This is a genomic window from Aquisalimonas asiatica (assembly GCF_900110585.1).
Lineage (GTDB): Bacteria > Pseudomonadota > Gammaproteobacteria > Nitrococcales > Aquisalimonadaceae > Aquisalimonas > Aquisalimonas asiatica.
In genome coordinates this window covers 174332-191096 of the sequence record NZ_FOEG01000002.1, presented here as the reverse complement: position 1 = coordinate 191096, position 16765 = coordinate 174332, and the positions used below count along the sequence as shown (strand labels likewise).

Annotated in this window: 18 protein-coding genes; 6 read left to right on the top strand and 12 right to left on the bottom strand. The window is 68.4% G+C overall.

All coding sequences use genetic code 11. The features are described from left to right. Positions 1-132: 132 nt before the first annotated feature. Positions 133-1590, top strand: coding sequence for an amidase (locus BMZ02_RS05615; protein ID WP_091640712.1), 1458 nt, complete (start codon positions 133-135; stop codon positions 1588-1590). Between the two features lie 7 nt (positions 1591-1597). On the opposite strand, the gene BMZ02_RS05610 is transcribed toward BMZ02_RS05615, so the two are convergent. The 5 genes from BMZ02_RS05610 to BMZ02_RS18950 are packed head-to-tail and all read right to left on the bottom strand — an operon-like array spanning position 1598 to position 6037. Further along, positions 1598-2278, bottom strand: coding sequence for a glutathione S-transferase N-terminal domain-containing protein (locus BMZ02_RS05610; RefSeq protein WP_091640710.1), 681 nt, complete (start codon positions 2276-2278; stop codon positions 1598-1600). After that, positions 2275-3492 carry a CaiB/BaiF CoA transferase family protein gene (locus BMZ02_RS05605; protein WP_216110712.1) on the bottom strand — a complete coding sequence of 406 codons (1218 nt, stop codon included), beginning with the start codon at positions 3490-3492 and terminating at the stop codon, positions 2275-2277. The genes BMZ02_RS05610 and BMZ02_RS05605 overlap by 4 nt, the downstream gene beginning before the upstream one ends. Positions 3493-3510: 18 nt before the next feature. Further along, the gene (locus BMZ02_RS05600) at positions 3511-4740 is read right to left on the bottom strand and encodes a DsbA family protein (RefSeq protein ID WP_091640708.1); all 1230 of its coding nucleotides are present in this window, start codon (positions 4738-4740) and stop codon (positions 3511-3513) included. Positions 4741-4751: 11 nt separating this feature from the next. Further along, positions 4752-5687, bottom strand: coding sequence for a PA2778 family cysteine peptidase (locus tag BMZ02_RS05595; RefSeq protein WP_171909828.1), 936 nt, complete (start codon positions 5685-5687; stop codon positions 4752-4754). Next, positions 5684-6037, bottom strand: a complete 354-nt coding sequence (locus BMZ02_RS18950) for a PA2779 family protein (RefSeq protein WP_171909827.1) — start codon at positions 6035-6037, stop codon at positions 5684-5686. The genes BMZ02_RS05595 and BMZ02_RS18950 overlap by 4 nt, the downstream gene beginning before the upstream one ends. A 224-nt stretch (positions 6038-6261) precedes the next feature. Between BMZ02_RS18950 and BMZ02_RS05590 the strand changes: the two genes are divergently transcribed. Together BMZ02_RS05590 and BMZ02_RS05585 are read left to right on the top strand one after the other, a co-directional pair. Further along, positions 6262-6951 (top strand): bactofilin family protein, encoded by a 690-nt coding sequence (locus BMZ02_RS05590; RefSeq protein ID WP_091640705.1) that lies wholly within the window; start codon positions 6262-6264, stop codon positions 6949-6951. A gap of 118 nt (positions 6952-7069) precedes the next feature. Further along, positions 7070-7684, top strand: coding sequence for a hypothetical protein (locus BMZ02_RS05585; protein WP_139209153.1), 615 nt, complete (start codon positions 7070-7072; stop codon positions 7682-7684). A 10-nt stretch (positions 7685-7694) separates the two neighbouring features. On the opposite strand, the gene nudC is transcribed toward BMZ02_RS05585, so the two are convergent. Further along, the gene (nudC, locus tag BMZ02_RS05580; RefSeq protein ID WP_216110710.1) at positions 7695-8567 is read right to left on the bottom strand and encodes an NAD(+) diphosphatase; all 873 of its coding nucleotides are present in this window, start codon (positions 8565-8567) and stop codon (positions 7695-7697) included. A gap of 62 nt (positions 8568-8629) precedes the next feature. After that, positions 8630-9100, bottom strand: a complete 471-nt coding sequence (locus BMZ02_RS05575) for a flavodoxin family protein (protein ID WP_091640700.1) — start codon at positions 9098-9100, stop codon at positions 8630-8632. A 101-nt stretch (positions 9101-9201) separates the two neighbouring features. Here BMZ02_RS05575 and BMZ02_RS05570 point away from each other — a divergent pair, with 101 nt between their 5' ends. Beyond that, a complete protein-coding gene (locus BMZ02_RS05570; protein ID WP_091640699.1) occupies positions 9202-10098 on the top strand; it encodes a DMT family transporter in 897 nt (298 codons plus the stop codon). Here the strand turns inward: BMZ02_RS05570 and BMZ02_RS05565 are convergent, their stop codons facing one another. The 4 genes from BMZ02_RS05565 to BMZ02_RS05550 all read right to left on the bottom strand — a co-directional run bounded on the left by BMZ02_RS05565 (position 10099) and on the right by BMZ02_RS05550 (position 15020). Continuing rightward, on the bottom strand, positions 10099-10767 hold the full coding sequence (locus BMZ02_RS05565) for a type 1 glutamine amidotransferase domain-containing protein (RefSeq protein WP_091640697.1): 669 nt from the start codon (positions 10765-10767) through the stop codon (positions 10099-10101). A gap of 125 nt (positions 10768-10892) precedes the next feature. After that, on the bottom strand, positions 10893-12509 hold the full coding sequence (pckA, locus tag BMZ02_RS05560; protein WP_091640695.1) for a phosphoenolpyruvate carboxykinase (ATP): 1617 nt from the start codon (positions 12507-12509) through the stop codon (positions 10893-10895). A gap of 94 nt (positions 12510-12603) precedes the next feature. Then, positions 12604-13749, bottom strand: a complete 1146-nt coding sequence (locus BMZ02_RS05555; RefSeq protein WP_216110708.1) for a glycosyltransferase — start codon at positions 13747-13749, stop codon at positions 12604-12606. 89 nt (positions 13750-13838) lie between these two features. Then, on the bottom strand, positions 13839-15020 hold the full coding sequence (locus tag BMZ02_RS05550; RefSeq protein WP_091640693.1) for a M24 family metallopeptidase: 1182 nt from the start codon (positions 15018-15020) through the stop codon (positions 13839-13841). A gap of 129 nt (positions 15021-15149) precedes the next feature. On the opposite strand from BMZ02_RS05550, the gene BMZ02_RS05545 reads away from it, so the two are divergent. Continuing rightward, on the top strand, positions 15150-15617 hold the full coding sequence (locus tag BMZ02_RS05545) for a hypothetical protein (protein ID WP_091640692.1): 468 nt from the start codon (positions 15150-15152) through the stop codon (positions 15615-15617). Positions 15618-15665: 48 nt separating this feature from the next. On the opposite strand, the gene BMZ02_RS05540 is transcribed toward BMZ02_RS05545, so the two are convergent. After that, entirely contained in the window at positions 15666-16061 is a 396-nt protein-coding gene (locus BMZ02_RS05540; protein WP_091640690.1) for a DoxX family protein, read from the bottom strand. A 210-nt stretch (positions 16062-16271) separates the two neighbouring features. Between BMZ02_RS05540 and BMZ02_RS05535 the strand changes: the two genes are divergently transcribed. After that, positions 16272-16736 (top strand): GlcG/HbpS family heme-binding protein, encoded by a 465-nt coding sequence (locus BMZ02_RS05535; protein ID WP_091640689.1) that lies wholly within the window; start codon positions 16272-16274, stop codon positions 16734-16736. The last annotated feature ends 29 nt before the right edge of the window (positions 16737-16765 follow it).

Genomic DNA, 16765 nt, shown 5'->3' with positions numbered 1-16765 from the left:
TGGTCCCGTCCAGTCGGCGCCAGGGCGGTGTGCTTGGTCGGGTGGATGGCGGCATGGAGACAGGTATGGGAAGGTTGGCCAAACGCACAGTCTACAGGCTAACGGCCCGTGGGCGGGAGGGAGGAGCGCGTCATGGATCTGGCATACCATTCCGCGGCACGCCTGGCTTTGATGATCCGGGAGGGCGAAGTGAGCGCTGAAGCCCTGCTGGAGCACCTGCTGGCTCGCATGACGGTCTGTAATCCGCCGCTCAACGCGGTGGTGGTGACGGACGTGGATGCCGCGCGCCAGCGGGCCCGTGAGGCCGATGCCGCACTGGCGCGGGGGGAGCGCTGGGGGCCGTTGCACGGCGTGCCCATGACAGTGAAAGAGACCTACGAGATCGTCGGCATGCCCACCACTGCCGGGGCGCCGTCGCTGCGGGAGCACCGGTCAACGCACAACGCGGTTGCCGTGCAGCGGTTGCTGGATGCCGGCGCCGTGATCTACGGCAAGACCAACGTGCCGCTGTTTGCCGGCGACCTGCAGACTTACAACGCCATCTACGGGACCACCGTGAACCCGTGGAATCCGGAGTGCACCCCGGGTGGTTCGTCCGGTGGATCGGCGGCTGCGCTGGCGGCCGGCCTCACACCGCTGGAGCTGGGGAGTGACATCGGTGGCTCCATCCGCACGCCGGCCAGCTTCTGCGGCGTCTGCGGACACAAGCCCAGTTACGGCATCGTGTCCATGCGCGGCCATATTCCCGGTCCGCCGGGGTCGTTGTCGGTGGCGGATATCAGTGTCGCCGGGCCGCTGGCCCGCACCGTGGATGATCTCGATCTGGCCATAGGCCTGTTGCTGGGGCCGGACCCCGAGCAGGCCACGGGCTGGCGGGTGGAACTGCCGCCGGCCCGGCACGACTATGGCCGCGAGTTCCGCGTCGCCGCCTGGCTGGATGATCCCGGCTGCCCGGTGGACGCCGAGGTGGTGGCGTTGCTGGAGGGGCTGGTGGAGCGCCTACGGGGCGAGGGGATCGCCATTGATACCGCGGCCCGGCCGGCCGGCATCGGGATCGCCCGCTCCCACGACACCTACTATCAGCTGCTGACCGCCACCATGGGCGCTGGTCTGCCGGAACAGGTCTTCTCGGGCATGCTGGCCCAGGCCGACAGTGCCGCGCCGGACGATACCGGCTACCCGGCGCGGTTTGCCCGTGGCGCAACCCAGCGCCATGCCCAGTGGTTGCGCGCCAACGAGACGCGGCTTCACATGCGCGAGGCGTGGCAGACGTTCTTCGGCGCATTCGATGTCATGCTTGCGCCCGCCATCCATGTGCCGCCCTTTGCCCACGATCACGGCCAGCCCATGGCCGAGCGGCGTCTGCCGGTGAACGGCGTGGACCGCCCCTACATGGACGTGCTGACCTGGGCCGGCCTGGCCGGCGTGGTGCACCTGCCGGCGACGGTGGTGCCGGTCGGGCGGACCCGGGCCGGTCTGCCGGTGGGTGTGCAGATCATCGGCCCCTACCTGGAGGACGCCACGCCCCTGGCGTTCGCCCGCTTCGTCGAAGCCGTGACCGGCGGCTTCGAGGCGCCGCCGGGATACTGAGCGGGCGTCACCGCGCCCGCTGGTTGAACAGGATGTCCCGCTCGCGGTCGTCCGGTGGTGCCTGGCGACGGTACTCGCTGCCCAGGTCCACTGCCCGCTGCACCGGAGCACGCTCCTTGATGGCCTGACGCCAGCGCCGAACGTTGGGAAAGGCCTCCAGGCTGTCACCCAGCGGCTTCGCGATCAGGACCCAGGGCCAGGTGGCCATGTCGGCGATGGAGTACTCTCCCAGAATGTAGTCCCTGCCCTCCAGGCGGCACTCCAGAACGCCCAGGCAGCGGTTGTACTCGTTGGCGTAGCGGGTGTGGGCGTAGTCCTGGCCCGCCGGCGCATAGTTCACGAAATGGCTGAGCTGGCCGGCCATGGGGCCGATATTGCCCACCTGCCAGAACAGCCACTCCAGTGTTTCCTTGCGCCCCATGGCATCGGTGGGCATGAAACGCCCCGTCTTCTCCGCCAGGTAGACGAGAATGGCGCCGGACTCGAACACCGGCACCGGCTCGCCGCTGACGTCGTGGTCAACGATGGCCGGCATACGGTTGTTGGGGCTGATGGCCAGGAACTCAGGCGTGAACTGGTCGCCGCGGCCGATGTTGACCGGCACCATGCGGTAGGGCAGGCCGCACTCCTCGAGCATCATGCCGATTTTCCAGCCGTTCGGCGTGGGCCAGTAGTAGAAGTCGATCATGGTGTCGTCTCTCCGGGCGCGGTGACGCCGGTCTCGCGCAGGCGGCGCCGTTCGTCTTCACTGTATCCCAGGTCGGCCAGGATGGCGTCGGTGTCCTGGCCCAGGGCCGGGGCGCCGTGGCGGATGCCCGCGGGCGAGCGCGAGAACGCGGCCGCCGGTGCCGCCTGTCGCAGGGGGCCGGCCGTCGGGTGGTCCGATTCCAGCACCAGGGTGTTGGCGCCGACCTGGGGGTGATGGATGACCTGGCTGCGTGTCAGCACCGGCGCACAGGGCACGCCCTCGTGCTCCAGGCGCTCCAGCCAGGCCTCCGCGGTGCGGGCGTAGAGTACGTCCTGGGTTAGCTGCAGGCGTTCGTCGATGTGCTCCTGGCGCAGCGCCGGTGTCAGGAAACGCGGATCGGAGAGCCACTCCGGGCGTTCCAGTGCGCGGGTCAGGGCCTGCCACTCCCGGTCGGTCTGCACGGCTACGCTGATGTAGCCGTCGGCGGTGGCGTAGATGAGATCGATGAAACTGGCGGCTTCCGCCTGGGGCCGTTCGTCGCCCACGAAGGTCTGGCTGCCCATGTCCGACCCCCACAGAAAGGCGAGGACGGCGCCGAGCATGGAAACCCGCACATGCTGGCCTTCGCCGGTGCGCGCCCGGTGGAGCAGGGTAGCGGTGACGGCCTGGGCCGTGGTCATGCCGGTGAGCTTGTCCGGGAGAATGGTCCGGACCAGTTGCGGGCGCGCGTTGTCGCTGCCGCCCTGGACGCTGGCAAGGCCCGAGAGTGCCTGCACCAGCGGGTCGTAGACGGGTTTGGCGGCATACGGCCCGGCGTCGCCGAAGCCGCTGATGGAGGCGTAGACCAGGCCGGGGTTTGATGCGCGCAGGGTCGCTTCGTCCAGCCCCATGCGTTCGATGACTCCGGGGCGGAAGTTCTGGATGAACACATCGGCCCCGGCGACCAGCTGCCGGACCGCGGCCAGCCCCGCCTCCGATTTCAGGTTCAGGGTCAGTGAGCGCTTGTTGCGATTGTTGTTCAGGAAGCTGGCGGAGAACCCGTTGCGCTGATTGGCCGCAAGGCGGGTGTAATCGCCGCCGGCGGGGTTCTCCACCTTGATGACCTCCGCCCCCTGGTCGGCGAGGATCATGGTCGCCAGCGGGCCGGAGACCATGGCCGTGAGGTCGACGACCCGTATGCCGGCAAGGGGGCCGCTCACGCCGGAATGCGCCATGGCGGTTGACTCCCGCGCTCACCGGCCATGGGCGTCGCCATCCACTGCGGGAACCCAGCCGTCCAGTGCCCGTGCGACCATGTCGAGCCGGTCCTGTCCCCAGAACACCAGCCGTCCGTCCACCACCAGCGTTGGGGCGCCGCAGGCGCCCATGGCTTCGGCCTGCTGCGTGTTGGTCTTGATCAGGGCCTTGGTTTCGTCTGCTGTGGCGCGGGCGAAGACGTCCTCCGGGTCCATGCCCGCCTCGCGGACGATGGCCGCCACGGTCTCCTGTTCGCTGAGGTTGCGGTCCTCCGCCCAGGCCGCGCGATACAACGGCTGGATCAGGTCCGGCTCCACGGCGGAGACCCGGAGCGCAAGCACGGTGTTGAGCGGGAAATGGCTGGTGAACCGGAACGGCACATCCCGGTGCGCCGCCCACTGCTGCATGTCGCGCAGCCCCCACGCCTGACGGTTCTCGCTCATGGCCCGGATGGGCATCATCGGGGTGCCGATGGACTTGAACAGGGCGCCCAGCAGCATCGGGCGCCAGACCAGCTCCGCGTCGTGTTCCCGGGCGAGCTGCGTGACCTGGGTGCAGGCCAGGTAGGAGAACGGGCTGGAGAAGTCGTGGAAGACCTCCAGTCGCCGCCGGTGGCCATCCGGCTGCCGGGGCGCGGTCGCCGCGGAACCGCCAAGGGCCCGGGCGACGAAATCGAGACGGTCTGCTCCCCACCAGAGCTGGTCCCCCAGCATCGTGGTCGGCACACCGAACACGCCCCGCGACAGTGCCTCGTCGGTGTTGGCAGCGAGGGCGGATGCGCTGGCGTCGGCGTCGATCAGGGCCGGGTCCAGGCCGTGCTCCTCGGCAATGCGGCGAAGCAGGCCGGCATCATCCAGGGGCTTGCCGCGTTCCCACGCTGCGTTGAACAGGGCGTGCATGGGGCCGGATCGCTGCGCCGGCGGTGTCCCGGCCAGCAGCCGCTGGGCGGCCTCGCTTTCCCGCACGGGCCGGCGCAGGTCGCCCCGCAGGCGCAGGCCGGCCAGCTCCGCCTGGCGCAGCAGGTCCCGATCGAGGCGAAGCCGTTTGTTCGCCGCCCAGTCCGCCTCGGGTTGCAGGGGCAGGCCCTGGGCCTCGTAGAGGCGCGCCAGGGAGACGGGGCGCAGCACAAGGTCGTGTCCGGTCTGGCGCGCCAGGGTTTCCATGCGTGCAATCCCGATGTGCGCCTGCGGGCAGATCACGTCGAAGAACCATTCCAGTTGTGCCATGGGAGTCTCCTCTAGCGCCCGACCAGCGCTTCCAGCGCCCCAAAGTACTGTGATTGGCCGGTGTCGGCCAGCGCGGCGGCGCGGCGGGCGTGGTGCAGTGCCTCTTCGTGCTGTTCCAGGCGCAGCAGTGACCACGCCAGATTGTGGTGGGGGGCAGGGGCATCCGGAGCCCGGTCGATGGCGTCCCGGTAGTGTGCAGCGGCGGCATCGAAGCGCTCCGCACCGTAGGCGATATTGCCCAGGCCCACGTGGGGCACGGGGCTGGCGGGCCAGTGCTCGGCCGCGGCGGCATAGGCGTCTCTGGCGGCGTCCGGTTTGCGCGCTTCGAGGGCTGAAGCGGCACGCAGGTAGCTGGCCTCGTCGGCGGTGGCGGGTCGCTCCCCCGGTGCGTGAACCGTCATGGCCCAGTAATCGCCACGCCGCCAGGTGTCCTCGAAGCGGTCGAACGAGAGGACTTCGCGTTCGGTCGTGCCGGAGCGCAGGATCACGGTCTCCGCATCGCGGTCGAAGCCGATGACCACGGCGTAATGCCAGATGGGGAAGCGGTTCAGGCCGAGGTTTTGCAGCACCAGCACCGGGTTGCCGGCATCCACCTCCTGCAACAGGTCCGCGAAGGAATGCTCGCCCGCATGCCCCAGCAGCCCGTATCGGCGGGTGGCCGCCACAAGTTCCGGCTGCAGGGTGCCGCGACGGTCGGGGAGGTAGACCTGCGGTTTGAGCGTGTCCGCGTCCACGTCGACCCCGGCGACGTTCATCACTGTCGCCAGGGCCGCGGGGCCGCACTGATAGGCGTCCTGCGGGTGGAACGGCACATGGGTGAGTTCCCGCTCACTGGCCGTGTCCACTCGTGACTCGTCCAGTTCGGCGTGCTGCGGTGCCGGGCTGCCGGCGCAGCCGGTCAGCACGATCAGGGCACCTGTCAGCAGCAGTCGCCGAACCGTTTTCATCGCAGGATCAGCAGGAGCAGGATGATCACCAGCAGAATGGTGACGGTGCCGCTGCCGGCGGGCAGGTTGTCGATCTGCGCGTTCATTTCGGCGGCTTCGGCATCGGAGAGGTTCGCCGCGCGCTCCATGGCATCCGCCGGGTCGACGCCGCGGGCGATCAGCTGCTCCTGCACGTCGTCGCGCTCGATCATCGACTGCAGACGTTCCTGCTCGCTCGGGGCGTCGGCGCTGATCATCTGCTCGGTGCCGACGATGCCGGCGCTGGCTGTCTGGGCGAACAGGCCGCTCAGCACGAGCATGAGAATCAGGGGCAGCGCGCAGAGGCGGCGCCGGTTTCTGAGGCTTTCCATGGTGGGCTCCCGTGTTGGATCTGTTGAGTGTCCTGCCGGTCAGATGCAAGCACACTTTACCCATGGGGTGAACCCGTTGCCACGCCCGGGCGGGTTGGCGGGCGTAACTGTCGTTGACAGGCTACAGTTACCTGGGGTCGAGCGGGGGCGTAGGATGGCTGGTGCACGCTGGCGAGAGTGCGGCCGGCACTGATGTGATGCGACCGATTTCTGGAGGGGAAGGCATGGCCATGTTTGATATTGGTAAGCGCGGGACCGGCAACGAGCGCGAGGCCGCCGCGGAACCGGAATTCGAGCCCAGGCGCGCCCAGGAGCCCGGGCGGGACGCCCCCGCTGCTGGCGGCGGTGTGCGGCGGCGGGAGGCTGCGGTCGTCGGGCCGTCGATCCATATCGACGGTACCCTGAAGGGTGAAGAGGACCTCATGATCGAGGGGCATGTCACCGGCAACGTCCAGCTGCAGGATCACTCGCTCACCATCGGCCCCAATGGTCGGGTGGAGGCGGATCTGTTCGCCAACGTGGTCAATGTGGAAGGCGTTGTTGAAGGGGACCTGTACGGATCCGAGCGGGTGGTGATCCGCAGTTCGGCCCGGGTGAAGGGGAATATCACCGCCCCGCGTGTCAGCCTGGATGACGGCGCTTGGTTCAAGGGCGCCATCGAGATGGATCCGGCGGCCGTGGAATCGGTGCTGGGCAGGAAGCCGCGTGGTGCGGCGGCGGGCGGTGGCGATTCCGCGGCTGCTGCGTCGAAGGACAGTACACCGTCCTCCAGCACGGGCGCGGCCAAGTCGGACGCGGCCAAGGCGGAGAGTGGTGGCAAGAGCGGTGCCGGCAGCTCCGGCCAGGCCGAGAGCAGCAAGCAGGCAGGGAGCGAGCAGTCTGCGAAGGCGTCGGGTGCGGGCACTAGCAGCTAGACTTCTCTGAGCGACGCGTTATAGGTTGCCGTGGGCCGCGCGGCGAGCACGGTGCGGGTGCGTTCGCGCCCGTCGCGCGTTGCCGTGCCCGGCCCCGGCCGTTGACAGGCTTGATCCCATGGCAGACGTCCGGAGAGCCGGGCCCACCACGTCAGAATCCCCGGAGCCCCCGTTTTCGGCGCCGCTGTTCCAGGAGTGGATGGGCGCGGCGCAGGCAGGGGAACGTGTGGTTGTGCTGGATATCGGCCCGCCACGCTCTGCCAATGTCGACTTCTTCTCGCCGTTTCGGTGCCGGCTGGGTATCGGTGACGCGCTCGCAGAGCTGGTCGCCATCAACGGCGTCGAGGATCGCGGGGCGGCCTTGAGCCGGCTGCAGGCCGTATTGCCCGAGAGCCTGTTCGGCGGCTCGGACCTGATCCTGTGCTGGGATCTGCTCGATTACCTGGATGCCAACGCGATCCGCTACCTGGCGTCGTACCTGCGGGCTCTGGTGAGCCCCGGGGCGGCCCTGCACGCGATCGTTGGCTACGGCGTGTCCAGCATTCCGTCGTCACCCGTGGGGTATCGACTGGAGAGCGAGGGCCTCCGGCGGTCTCCGGCGCCGGCAGGTGACCCGGGGCGCAAACCCCCGCGGCACAGCAGTGGCGAGCTGCAGCGGCTGATGCCCGACTGGCGGGTGGAGCGGTCCGTGCTGCTGCGCAGCGGCTTCCAGGAGTACATGCTGCGCTGCTGATGCCGTGAGGCTACGACGGGCCCGGCTCGGTATTCCCGGCGCGTTGCTCCTCCACGAACCAGCGGATCAGGTGTCCGGCAATGGACATTTCTCCCGGGATATCGGGCAGGTTGTCCGGATCGAACCAGTCCGCGTGGGTGATCTCCTCGTCGTCGATACGGATCTCGCCACTGGCCCAGTCGGCCACGTACGCCACCATCAGCGAGTGGGGAAACGGCCAGGACTGGGAGGCGAAATAGCGGATGTTCCTCACTTCCAGCCCGACTTCCTCGCGGACTTCGCGGCGAACGCACGCTTCCAGGGTTTCGCCCGGTTCCGTGAATCCCGCCAGCACGCTGTAGAAGCCGTCCGGATATCGCGGCGCATGGGCCAGCAGCAACTGCCGGCCGCGGCGCACCAGCACCATCATGGCGGGGGTAAGGCGGGGGAACTGCGTGAACTCGCAGTTCGGGCAGATCCGGGCGCGCTGGGTCGTGGCGCGCTCCGTGGGCGTGCCGCAGCGGCCGCAGTAGCGGTGTTTGCGATCCCACTCCAGGATCTGGAAGGCGCGCCCGGCCAGCAGAAACAGGTCGGTATCCATGCGGTGGTGGAGCACGAACAGGCCGCGGGCGATCAGCGTCGTATCCGGTAGCCCGCCGTGGAGGTCCGCGGCGAAGCAGGGAATGCCGTCCAGGCGCCCGAGGAAGTGGGCGGTGTCCGGGGGCGGGCTGTCGGGGCGGGGGTCCTGCCGCTGGAACAGCGGTCTTACCCGGCGCTCGTCAATGCGCTCCAGCACCAGATTGCTGTCCTGAAAGACGAACCACCACGCCGGTTCCTCGCCGATGACCGGCGGCTCGACGCCGATTTCGAAGGGCAGTTGCAGCTCGAACGCGGGTATTTCCACGGCCATCTCTCTTCGGTCAGGGGAAGGCAACGGTAACACGTCCGTTGTGCCCGCGGGCGGCGTCACAGAATGCCGGCATCCAGGCTGGCGGCCATGTAGAGGCCCAGCTCCTCGCAGTCGGTGATGAACTGGTCCTGGAAATCACCGCGGCAGATCAGCGGGTCCTGGGCAGGCTGCCAGCGCAGGCCCGTGGTGATGCTCTCCACCGCCCGCCGGGTGCCGGTGCCGTCGCGGCCGGCGCGCACGTAAAGCGCGTACGGCAGCCCCTGGGTTTCCTCCAGGCAGGGATAGTAGATGCGGTCGAAGAAGTCCTTGAGCGCGCCGCTCATGTAACCCAGGTTCTCGGTGGTGCCGAGAATGATGGCGTGAGCACCGAGCACGTCGTCGGGGCCCGCCTCCAGGGGAGGGAGGTGTCGGCTGTCCACGTTCTCCACGTCCGGGTGCCGGGCGCCGCGGAGCACGGCCTCCACCAGCTTGCCCGTGTTGGGTGAGGGCGCGTGCGCCACGATCAGAAGCTGTCTACGGTCGCTCATGGGTCTGTCGCCATTGTGATGTCTGTCGCTCCCCGTCAAGGTAACGGGGATCGGGGGCGGATTGCACGGCCATTCCATGGCTGCGACACCGGAGGACATGCTTGACTGACGAGACCCGTGCAACGCTGCTGGCGCTTGGAGCCGTTCTGCTGTGGTCCACGGTGGCCAGCGCGTTCAAGCTTTCGCTGGAGTACATGGCGCCGATTCAGCTCCTGGCCTGGGCAACGCTGGTGTCACTCCTCACCCTGGGCACGCTGATGGTGGCGAGCGGTCAGCTGCCGGATCTGCTCCGGTCGGATCGCAGCGACTGGGGGCGTTCGGTGCTGCTGGGTGTATGCAACCCGTTCCTCTACTACGTGGTGTTGTTCGAAGCCTATGACCGGCTTCCCGCCCAGGAAGCGCAGCCGCTCAACTACACCTGGGCGTTCACGCTGGCACTGCTGTCCATTCCCCTGTTGCGGCAGCGACTGCAGCGCTGGGATGTGGTCGGTGGCCTGATCGCCTACGCTGGCGTCTGGGTCATCGCGACCCGGGGCGATGTGCTGGGAACGGATTTCGCCAATCCCGTCGGCGTGGCGCTGGCGCTGGGCAGCACGGTGCTCTGGGCGCTTTACTGGATTGGCTCGGCGCGCGACCGGCGGCCGCCGCTGGTGGCGTTGTTCAGCAATTTTGCCGTGGCCGCGCCGGTCGTTGTGGTGGCCTGCTGGTTGACCACCGGCATGGCGCTGGACCAGTGGCAGGGGCTTTGGGGGGCGGCCTATGTCGGTGTTTTCGAGATGGGGGTTGCGTTCGCGCTCTGGCTGGGTGCCATGCGGCATACGCGCAGTGTGGCGCGCATCGGTAACCTGATCTTTCTGTCGCCGTTCCTGTCGCTGGTGTTCATCCGCATCCTGGTGGGCGAGGCGATCATGGCTTCGACCCTGGTCGGGTTGACCCTGATCGTGACCGGGCTGGTGCTGCAGCAGACGCTGCGGCGGCCGTCCGTGGCCCCCGGTTGATCAGGTGTTCAGTGCTTCCAGGGTGAGTTTTGCCGTCAGGGCGCTGGAAGGCGGGTTCTGGCCGGTGACCAGTTTGCCGTCCCGCAGGGCGTGCTCCTGGAAGGCGGGCCTGGGGTCCACGTTGGCTCCCAGCTCCCGGATCCGGGTCTCCAGCAGGAACGGTACGTCCTGATCCAGCTCGACGGCCCGCTCTTCCTCGTCAGTGAATACCGCCACCCGGCGTCCGGCAACCAGCGGCTTGCCGTCCTTGCCGGTGACGCCGACCAGGCCGGCCGGGCCGTGGCAGACGGCGGCGATGACCTTGTCGTCCGCGGCAAAACCGTTCAGCAGGCTGATGAGGTCCGCGTTGTCCGGCAGGTCGAACATGGTGCCATGCCCACCCGGCAGGAACACGGCGTCGTAGTCCGCCGCGCTGATCTCGCCCAATGGGCGCGTGTTGGCGAGTTCGGCCGAGGCGTCCTGCCAGGCGCGCTGCTGTTCATCGTCGGGAGCGCTGCGCGGGTCGATCGGGCACTGACCGCCTTTCGGGCTGGCAACGGTGACCTGTGCACCGGCCTCGACGAAGGCCTGATACGGGACGGCAAACTCCTCCAGCCAGAGTCCGGTGGTCTTGCCGGACGGCATGGTGTCGGCACTGGTGACGATCATGAGAATGCGCGGTTCGGCCATGAGGGGCCTCCTTCAGTTGCGCGTTTCCGAATGGGACTGAAGAAGGTGGGGTGGAGCCGTGGCGAATTCAACCGCGACGGCCCCGACCCGCCCCGCGGGCGGGTCCGGGGCATCGGCTCGCGGCGTCAGGCGGTGCCGGAGCGGGCCTTGCTGCCGCTGTCAGGGATCTTGGGCGCCGCGTCCAGCAGTTCCTGGCTGGCCTGGTCGGCGTAGGCCTGGAAGTTCTCGTGGAACAGCCGTGCCAGGTGGGCCGCCATCTCCCGGTACGCGTCGGGGTCGTCCCAGGTCTTCTCCGGGATCAGCACTTCCGGCGGTACGCTGGGGCAGGAGGTCGGCACGGCCACCCCGAACACCGGGTCGTCGACGGTATCGGCTTGCGCCAGTGAACCGTCGTGGATGGCATCGATGATGGCGCGGGTATGGGAGATGCTCATGCGCTGTCCCTGGCCGTAGGGGCCGCCCGTCCAGCCGGTGTTCACCAGCCAGACCGTGGCGCCGCTGTTGCGGATGCGCTCCGCCAGCAGGTCGGCGTACTGGGTCGGGTGCCAGACCAGGAACGGTGCACCGAAGCACGCGGAGAACGTCGCCTCCGGCTCGGTGACGCCCATCTCTGTTCCTGCGACCTTGGCCGTATAGCCGCTGATGAAATGGTACATGGCCTGCGCCGGTGACAGCCGGCTGACCGGCGGCAGCACGCTGAAGGCATCGCAGGTGAGGAAGATGATGTTGCTCGGCGTGCCCCCGACGCAAGGAATCTTGGCGTTGTCGATGAACTCCACCGGGTAGGAGCAGCGGGTATTCTCGGTGATGCTGTTGTCGTGGTAGTCCACCTGGCGGCTGACCGGGTCGTGGGCTACGTTCTCCAGCACCGCGCCGAAGCGGATGGCGTTGAAGATCTCCGGCTCGGCGCGCGGATCCAGATCGATGACCTTGGCGTAGCAGCCGCCTTCGATGTTCGACACACCGCTGTCGGACCAGCAGTGCTCGTCATCACCGATGAGGCGGCGGCGCGGGTCGGCCGAGAGCGTGGTCTTGCCGGTGCCGGACAGGCCGAAGAAGACGGAGACGTCGCCCTCGTGGCCCTCGTTCGCGGAGCAGTGCATGGAGAGGACGCCCTGGCGTGGCATGATGTAGTTCATGATGGTGAACACGCCCTTTTTCATCTCGCCGGCGTACTCGGTGCCGAGGATGATCATTTCGCCGGCCTGCAGGCACAGGCTGACACTGGTCCCGGACGTGACCCCCTCGATACCCGTATCCGCAGCGGCGCGCCCGGCGTTGTAGATGACGTAGTCGGGGCTGCCGAAGTCGGCGAGCTCGTCGCGGGTCGGCCGGATCAGCATGTTGTGCATGAACAGCGCGTGGTAGGCGCGCTCGCAGATGACGCGGATCTTTACCCGGTACTCCGGGTCCCAGCCGGCGTAACCGTCCACCACGTAGAGGCGGTCGTGCTGCGACAGGTGTTCGCGCGCCTGGGTGCGCAGCTGGCTGAAGCTCTCGTCCTCGAGCCCGATGTTCACCTGGCCCCACCAGACGTCGTCCATGATCTCCGGGGTTTCCACGACCCGCTTGTCTCCGGGGCTGCGGCCGGTCTTGGCGCCGGACCGGGCGATCAATGCGCCGGTGGCGGAGATCGCACTGCCGGGTTCGTGGGCCAGCGCTTCCTCGTAGAGGCGTGCCGGGGGGGCGTTACGTAATACGGTCTCGACCGAGATGCCGTGCTGCTCAAGGCTGAAAGTCACGTCAGTGTCCTCCTGGATGATTCGAAATCTCCTGTCGACGCCGGGTGCAAACCATAACCCCTGAGTGTGCCACCACCCCGGGGGAATGTCGCCGTCAACCTGCCGGCGTCGTCGTTGTCTCGTCGCGCAGCGCCATGACCCGCAGGTAGGCGCTGGCGCTCGCCACGTCCCGGTAGCCGGCAACCGCTTCGCGCAGCGTGTCGCCGGGCAGCGGCGCGCGCAGGGTGTCATCCATGGCTGCCGCCATGGCCTCGGCGTCGCCAACCGGCACCAGCGGGCCGTAGCGGCCGCCTTCCAGGATCTCCCGCGGGCCGCTCGGGCAGTCGGTGGAGACGCTCGGGCACCCCAGTGCCAGCGCTTCCGTCAGCGCATTCGGTGACCCCTCCCAGGCGGAGCTCAGCGTGAACATGTCCGCCTGCCGCAGCCAGGGGTAGGGATTGTCCTGGAACCCGGGCATGCTGACGCGGTCCGCGATCCCGAGCTCCTGCGCCTGCTGTTCCAGCGCGTCCCGGTCCGCGCCTTCGCCCAGAATGATCAGGCGGGCATGGCGCCGGGTCTGCAACGCTGCGAACGCCTGCAGCAACGTCGGAAAGTCCTTCTGCCTGGTCAGGCGCCCCATGGCCAGTATGACCGGTTCCTCGCGCTCCGGGGACAGCCACGGGTGATCCACTGTCTCGTGTGCGAGCGTATCGATGGTGTCCGTCAGCACCGGGTTGCGAATCACGTGGATGCGCTCACGGGCGACGCCGCTGGTTTCGTGCACATCGGCGGCCACCCCGTCCGAGACGGCGATGAGGCCGTCGGCCCAGGGGTACAGGCGCCGGATCGGCGCGTAGCGCGCCCAGCGCTTCAGTGCGGGCGCGCCCGCGAGCGAGGCCGACAGGGTGTTGCCAAGCCGGACGTACACGCGCGTGTCGACCCCGGCCAGCCGCCGCGCCAGCAGGGCGGCTCGCCCGGCGCGATCCTTGGCGGCGAGGAGGGCGCGCGGGCGCTCACGGCGCAGATACCGCACCAGGGCCGGAACCGATGTGCTGGCGTGGCGCACCCCCAGGGGCACGTGGCGGACGGAGTCCGGCACGGCGTGGAAGTGGCCGCCTTCGGTCTTGAGGGTGAGCAGGTCCGTGGGGCAGCCGAGTTCCGGGAAGCGGCGAAGCAGATTGAGCACCATGCGCTCGACGCCGCCATCACCGGAAAAGGAAATCAGTACCGCCAGATCCGGACGTTGGGCCCGCGCGCTCATGGGTTATGCGTTCCCTGGCTTCGATCAGGGGCGAATCATACACGAATGGGGCCGCGAGGCTGAAAACGGCGGCGGTGGCGGGCGATGTTTCAGTCGAGCTGCCAGTGGTTCGTGGTCAGTGGCTCCGCGGGGCCATCCGCGGTTACGCGCAGGGTCTCGCTGATGCCGATGCCCCAGCGGCCGGGCAGGCGCAGGCACAGGGGCAGGTGGAACACCATGTTCTCCTGGAACTGCGTCTGCTTGCCGCGGGCGATGAACCCGGAGCCTTCCACCCAGGATGGCGGGAATCCGGTGCCGACCGTGTAACCGAAGACCCCGGAGAAGAAGGCCTCGTCCGCGATGGGGGCCAGTGCCCGGTCAGCGGCCGCGGCGGCATCGTCGAAGGTGCTGCCGGGCCGCATGGCGTCCACCAGCGCCTCGTAGATCGCCCGGCAGTGGTCATGGACACGCGCCATGTCGCTGTCCGCGCGCCCGCCGCAGACCCGCGTGCGCATCATCGGCGCGGTGTACCGGCGGACGCAGGCACCGAACTCCATGAACACGGGGTCTCCGGCGTCGATACGGCGGCCGTTGTGATTGGTGTGGATGACGCTGCTGCGGTCACCGGTGGTGACGATGGGCTGCATGCTCATGAACTCGCTGCCTGCCGCGAGCATGGCCTGTGCGCCTGCGGCGGCAACGGTGCTGTCGGTGACGCCGGGGGTGATGACTGCCTCGGCGGCGTCCAGCCCGGCCGCAGTGATGCGGGCACTGGTCCGCAGCAGCGTCAGCTCGGCGGCGCTCTTGACCCTGCGAATCGGCGGCAGCAGATCCGCCGCGTCGTGGAAACGGCTGGCCGGCAGGGCTGTGCGCAGGCCCTCCAGCAGGCCGGGGCGCAGCCCCGGTTGCCAGGGATCGTAGCCGATGGCGTCACTCCCCTCCAGCCGCTCGATCAGATCCGGAAGAGGCCCGCCGGCGTCTTCCCAGCGGTAGCCGAGGAGCTCGCTGACGCGCGTGCAGACCACCGCCGGACCGGTCTCGATGGATGGCACCTGCAGTGCCGCGTAGCCGGGGCCGAGCACCAGGCAGGCATGTACCGAGACCTCGAACGTGCTGTAGCCGGTGAGGTAGTGGATGTCCGCGGGCGCGGTGACCAGCAGCGCGTCGAGGCTGCGCTCGGCCATGGCTTCCCGGACCCTCGTCTCGCGCCGGTCCAGTTCATCCGCGGTAAACGGGATCTCGCTGCCGGCGAGGGTTGCGTGCAGGGCGTGGCGGTAGGCGGTGTAATCCATGACGCCTCGCTGTTGCGGTGGTGGCGCGTCTCGCCCGGTCGAGGATACCGGTGTGGCCTCCACGGCGGAAGACGCCGCGCGGAATGTGGCAGAATGCGGGCCGGATCACGGTAGGGGACATGAACAGACATGAGCGAACACAACGAGACGACACTGCCACCACAGCCGGACCGCCGCCTGCCGTTGCTGCACGCCCTGCTGGCGTGTGTGGTCATCGCGCTGCTCTATGCGCCGTTCCTGGAGACCGGTGACGGACAGCCTCTCACACTGATGGACATCAGCGGCGCCTGGGGCACGGCCACGCTGGTGGTGCTGGCGGTGCTCGCCCTGGCCGCAGTGCTCATGATCGCGGCGGATCGTGTGGGCTGGGGTAACGTACTGGTGGTGGACATGATGATCGTGCTCGGCCTGATCCCGCTGGTGCTCGGGATCGTCCTCAACTGGGAGGCGCCGGCAGCCGGTGTTGCGGGGTTCGCCTGGGGGTTCTGGGCCGCGATCGTGCTATTGATCGCGCGCTTTCCGCTCAGCATCTGGATTCGCAGTCAAGCTGCCAAGGCGCAGGCCCACGCCCGGGAGGGCGGCGGCGACAGCACGTGAGACGGCGCGCCATGGCGGGGGTGTGCCCCGCCATGGCGAAGCGGGCGCTCAGGAGCGGTTCATGCCGATCCGGCCCGGCCCGGTGAACAGCAGCACCACGGCCGTGAACAGGAAGAAGGCCTGGAGTTCGATGGCCCAGCCTCCGTGCTCGCCCAGCATGAAGATCTCGTGGGAGTGGGCGAGGAAGATGGCGAAGAGCATGTTGATGACGATCAACAGCGCGCCAACGCCGCAGAACCAGCCGGCAATGATCATCAGCGGGGCGACCACCTCGCCGATGTAGACACCGAAGGCCAGGAACTCCGGCAGTCCGGCGCCTGCCAGCATGCCCTGAATACCACCCACGCCGCCGATGAGCTTGGCGATCCCGTGGGGCAGCATGAGCAGGCCGAGCGTCAGGCGGAGCAGGAGTTTGCCCACATCATCGTTGTGTAGAAATGTCATGCTTGCGCGTCCTTGTTCTCATTGGGTGGATGCAGTGTGACGGAGCACGCGCCCCGATACGTCGTCAGTTTCCATGAAGCTGCCGGGGCTGTCGACCGGCAGCACTGGTGTTTCCGGGCAGGATCTGGTGCCATAGGCGCTTCTGGTGGCCCGGGCGGCGTGATCGCCTGAACACCTGCCTCATTCATTGCAATCCCGAGGAGCAGTACGATGCCAGCAGATGTTTTCAAGATGACCGTCACCCTGCCGCTGGAGAAGGCGCGGGCGATTATCGCCGGCAGTCTCGCGGAAGGGCGTCGTCGTGGCCTGCAGCCGTTGACCGTCGTGGCCCTGGATGCCGGTGGGCATATTGTCTCCCTGGACCGGGAGGACGGGTCCGGCAACATGCGCGTGGAAGTCGCCCGTGGCAAGGCGGGTGCCGCACTGGGTATCGGCATCGGCAGCGGCGTCGTGGGCGAGCGCAACCAGGGCCGGGACGCGTTTCTGGCCAGCGTTGCCACGGCTACCGGGGGCGAATTCGTGCCGGTGCCCGGCGGCGTGCTGGTGCTGGACGAAGGCAGCCGGATCATCGGTGCCGTGGGCGTCAGCGGTGACGCCTCTCCCGAAGACCAGGCCTGCGCGGTGGCCGGTATCGAGAGTGCAGGCTACAGTGCCGGGCTGGATGCCGCCGGCTGAGGCCCGGCTCGCGCGGTGGATACGGCGGC

What these genes read in the sequence shown, in the direction of transcription:
- BMZ02_RS05615 (WP_091640712.1), top strand. Translation starts at nt 133, where the DNA reads ATGGATCTGGCATACCATTCCGCGGCACGCCTGGCTTTGATGATCCGG.
- BMZ02_RS05610 (WP_091640710.1), bottom strand. Translation starts at nt 2,278, where the DNA reads ATGATCGACTTCTACTACTGGCCCACGCCGAACGGCTGGAAAATCGGC.
- BMZ02_RS05605 (WP_216110712.1), bottom strand. Translation starts at nt 3,492, where the DNA reads ATGGCGCATTCCGGCGTGAGCGGCCCCCTTGCCGGCATACGGGTCGTC.
- BMZ02_RS05600 (WP_091640708.1), bottom strand. Translation starts at nt 4,740, where the DNA reads ATGGCACAACTGGAATGGTTCTTCGACGTGATCTGCCCGCAGGCGCAC.
- BMZ02_RS05595 (WP_171909828.1), bottom strand. Translation starts at nt 5,687, where the DNA reads ATGAAAACGGTTCGGCGACTGCTGCTGACAGGTGCCCTGATCGTGCTG.
- BMZ02_RS18950 (WP_171909827.1), bottom strand. Translation starts at nt 6,037, where the DNA reads ATGGAAAGCCTCAGAAACCGGCGCCGCCTCTGCGCGCTGCCCCTGATT.
- BMZ02_RS05590 (WP_091640705.1), top strand. Translation starts at nt 6,262, where the DNA reads ATGGCCATGTTTGATATTGGTAAGCGCGGGACCGGCAACGAGCGCGAG.
- BMZ02_RS05585 (WP_139209153.1), top strand. Translation starts at nt 7,070, where the DNA reads ATGGCAGACGTCCGGAGAGCCGGGCCCACCACGTCAGAATCCCCGGAG.
- BMZ02_RS05575 (WP_091640700.1), bottom strand. Translation starts at nt 9,100, where the DNA reads ATGAGCGACCGTAGACAGCTTCTGATCGTGGCGCACGCGCCCTCACCC.
- BMZ02_RS05565 (WP_091640697.1), bottom strand. Translation starts at nt 10,767, where the DNA reads ATGGCCGAACCGCGCATTCTCATGATCGTCACCAGTGCCGACACCATG.
- BMZ02_RS05555 (WP_216110708.1), bottom strand. Translation starts at nt 13,749, where the DNA reads ATGAGCGCGCGGGCCCAACGTCCGGATCTGGCGGTACTGATTTCCTTT.
- BMZ02_RS05550 (WP_091640693.1), bottom strand. Translation starts at nt 15,020, where the DNA reads ATGGATTACACCGCCTACCGCCACGCCCTGCACGCAACCCTCGCCGGC.
- BMZ02_RS05545 (WP_091640692.1), top strand. Translation starts at nt 15,150, where the DNA reads ATGAGCGAACACAACGAGACGACACTGCCACCACAGCCGGACCGCCGC.
- BMZ02_RS05540 (WP_091640690.1), bottom strand. Translation starts at nt 16,061, where the DNA reads ATGACATTTCTACACAACGATGATGTGGGCAAACTCCTGCTCCGCCTG.
- BMZ02_RS05535 (WP_091640689.1), top strand. Translation starts at nt 16,272, where the DNA reads ATGCCAGCAGATGTTTTCAAGATGACCGTCACCCTGCCGCTGGAGAAG.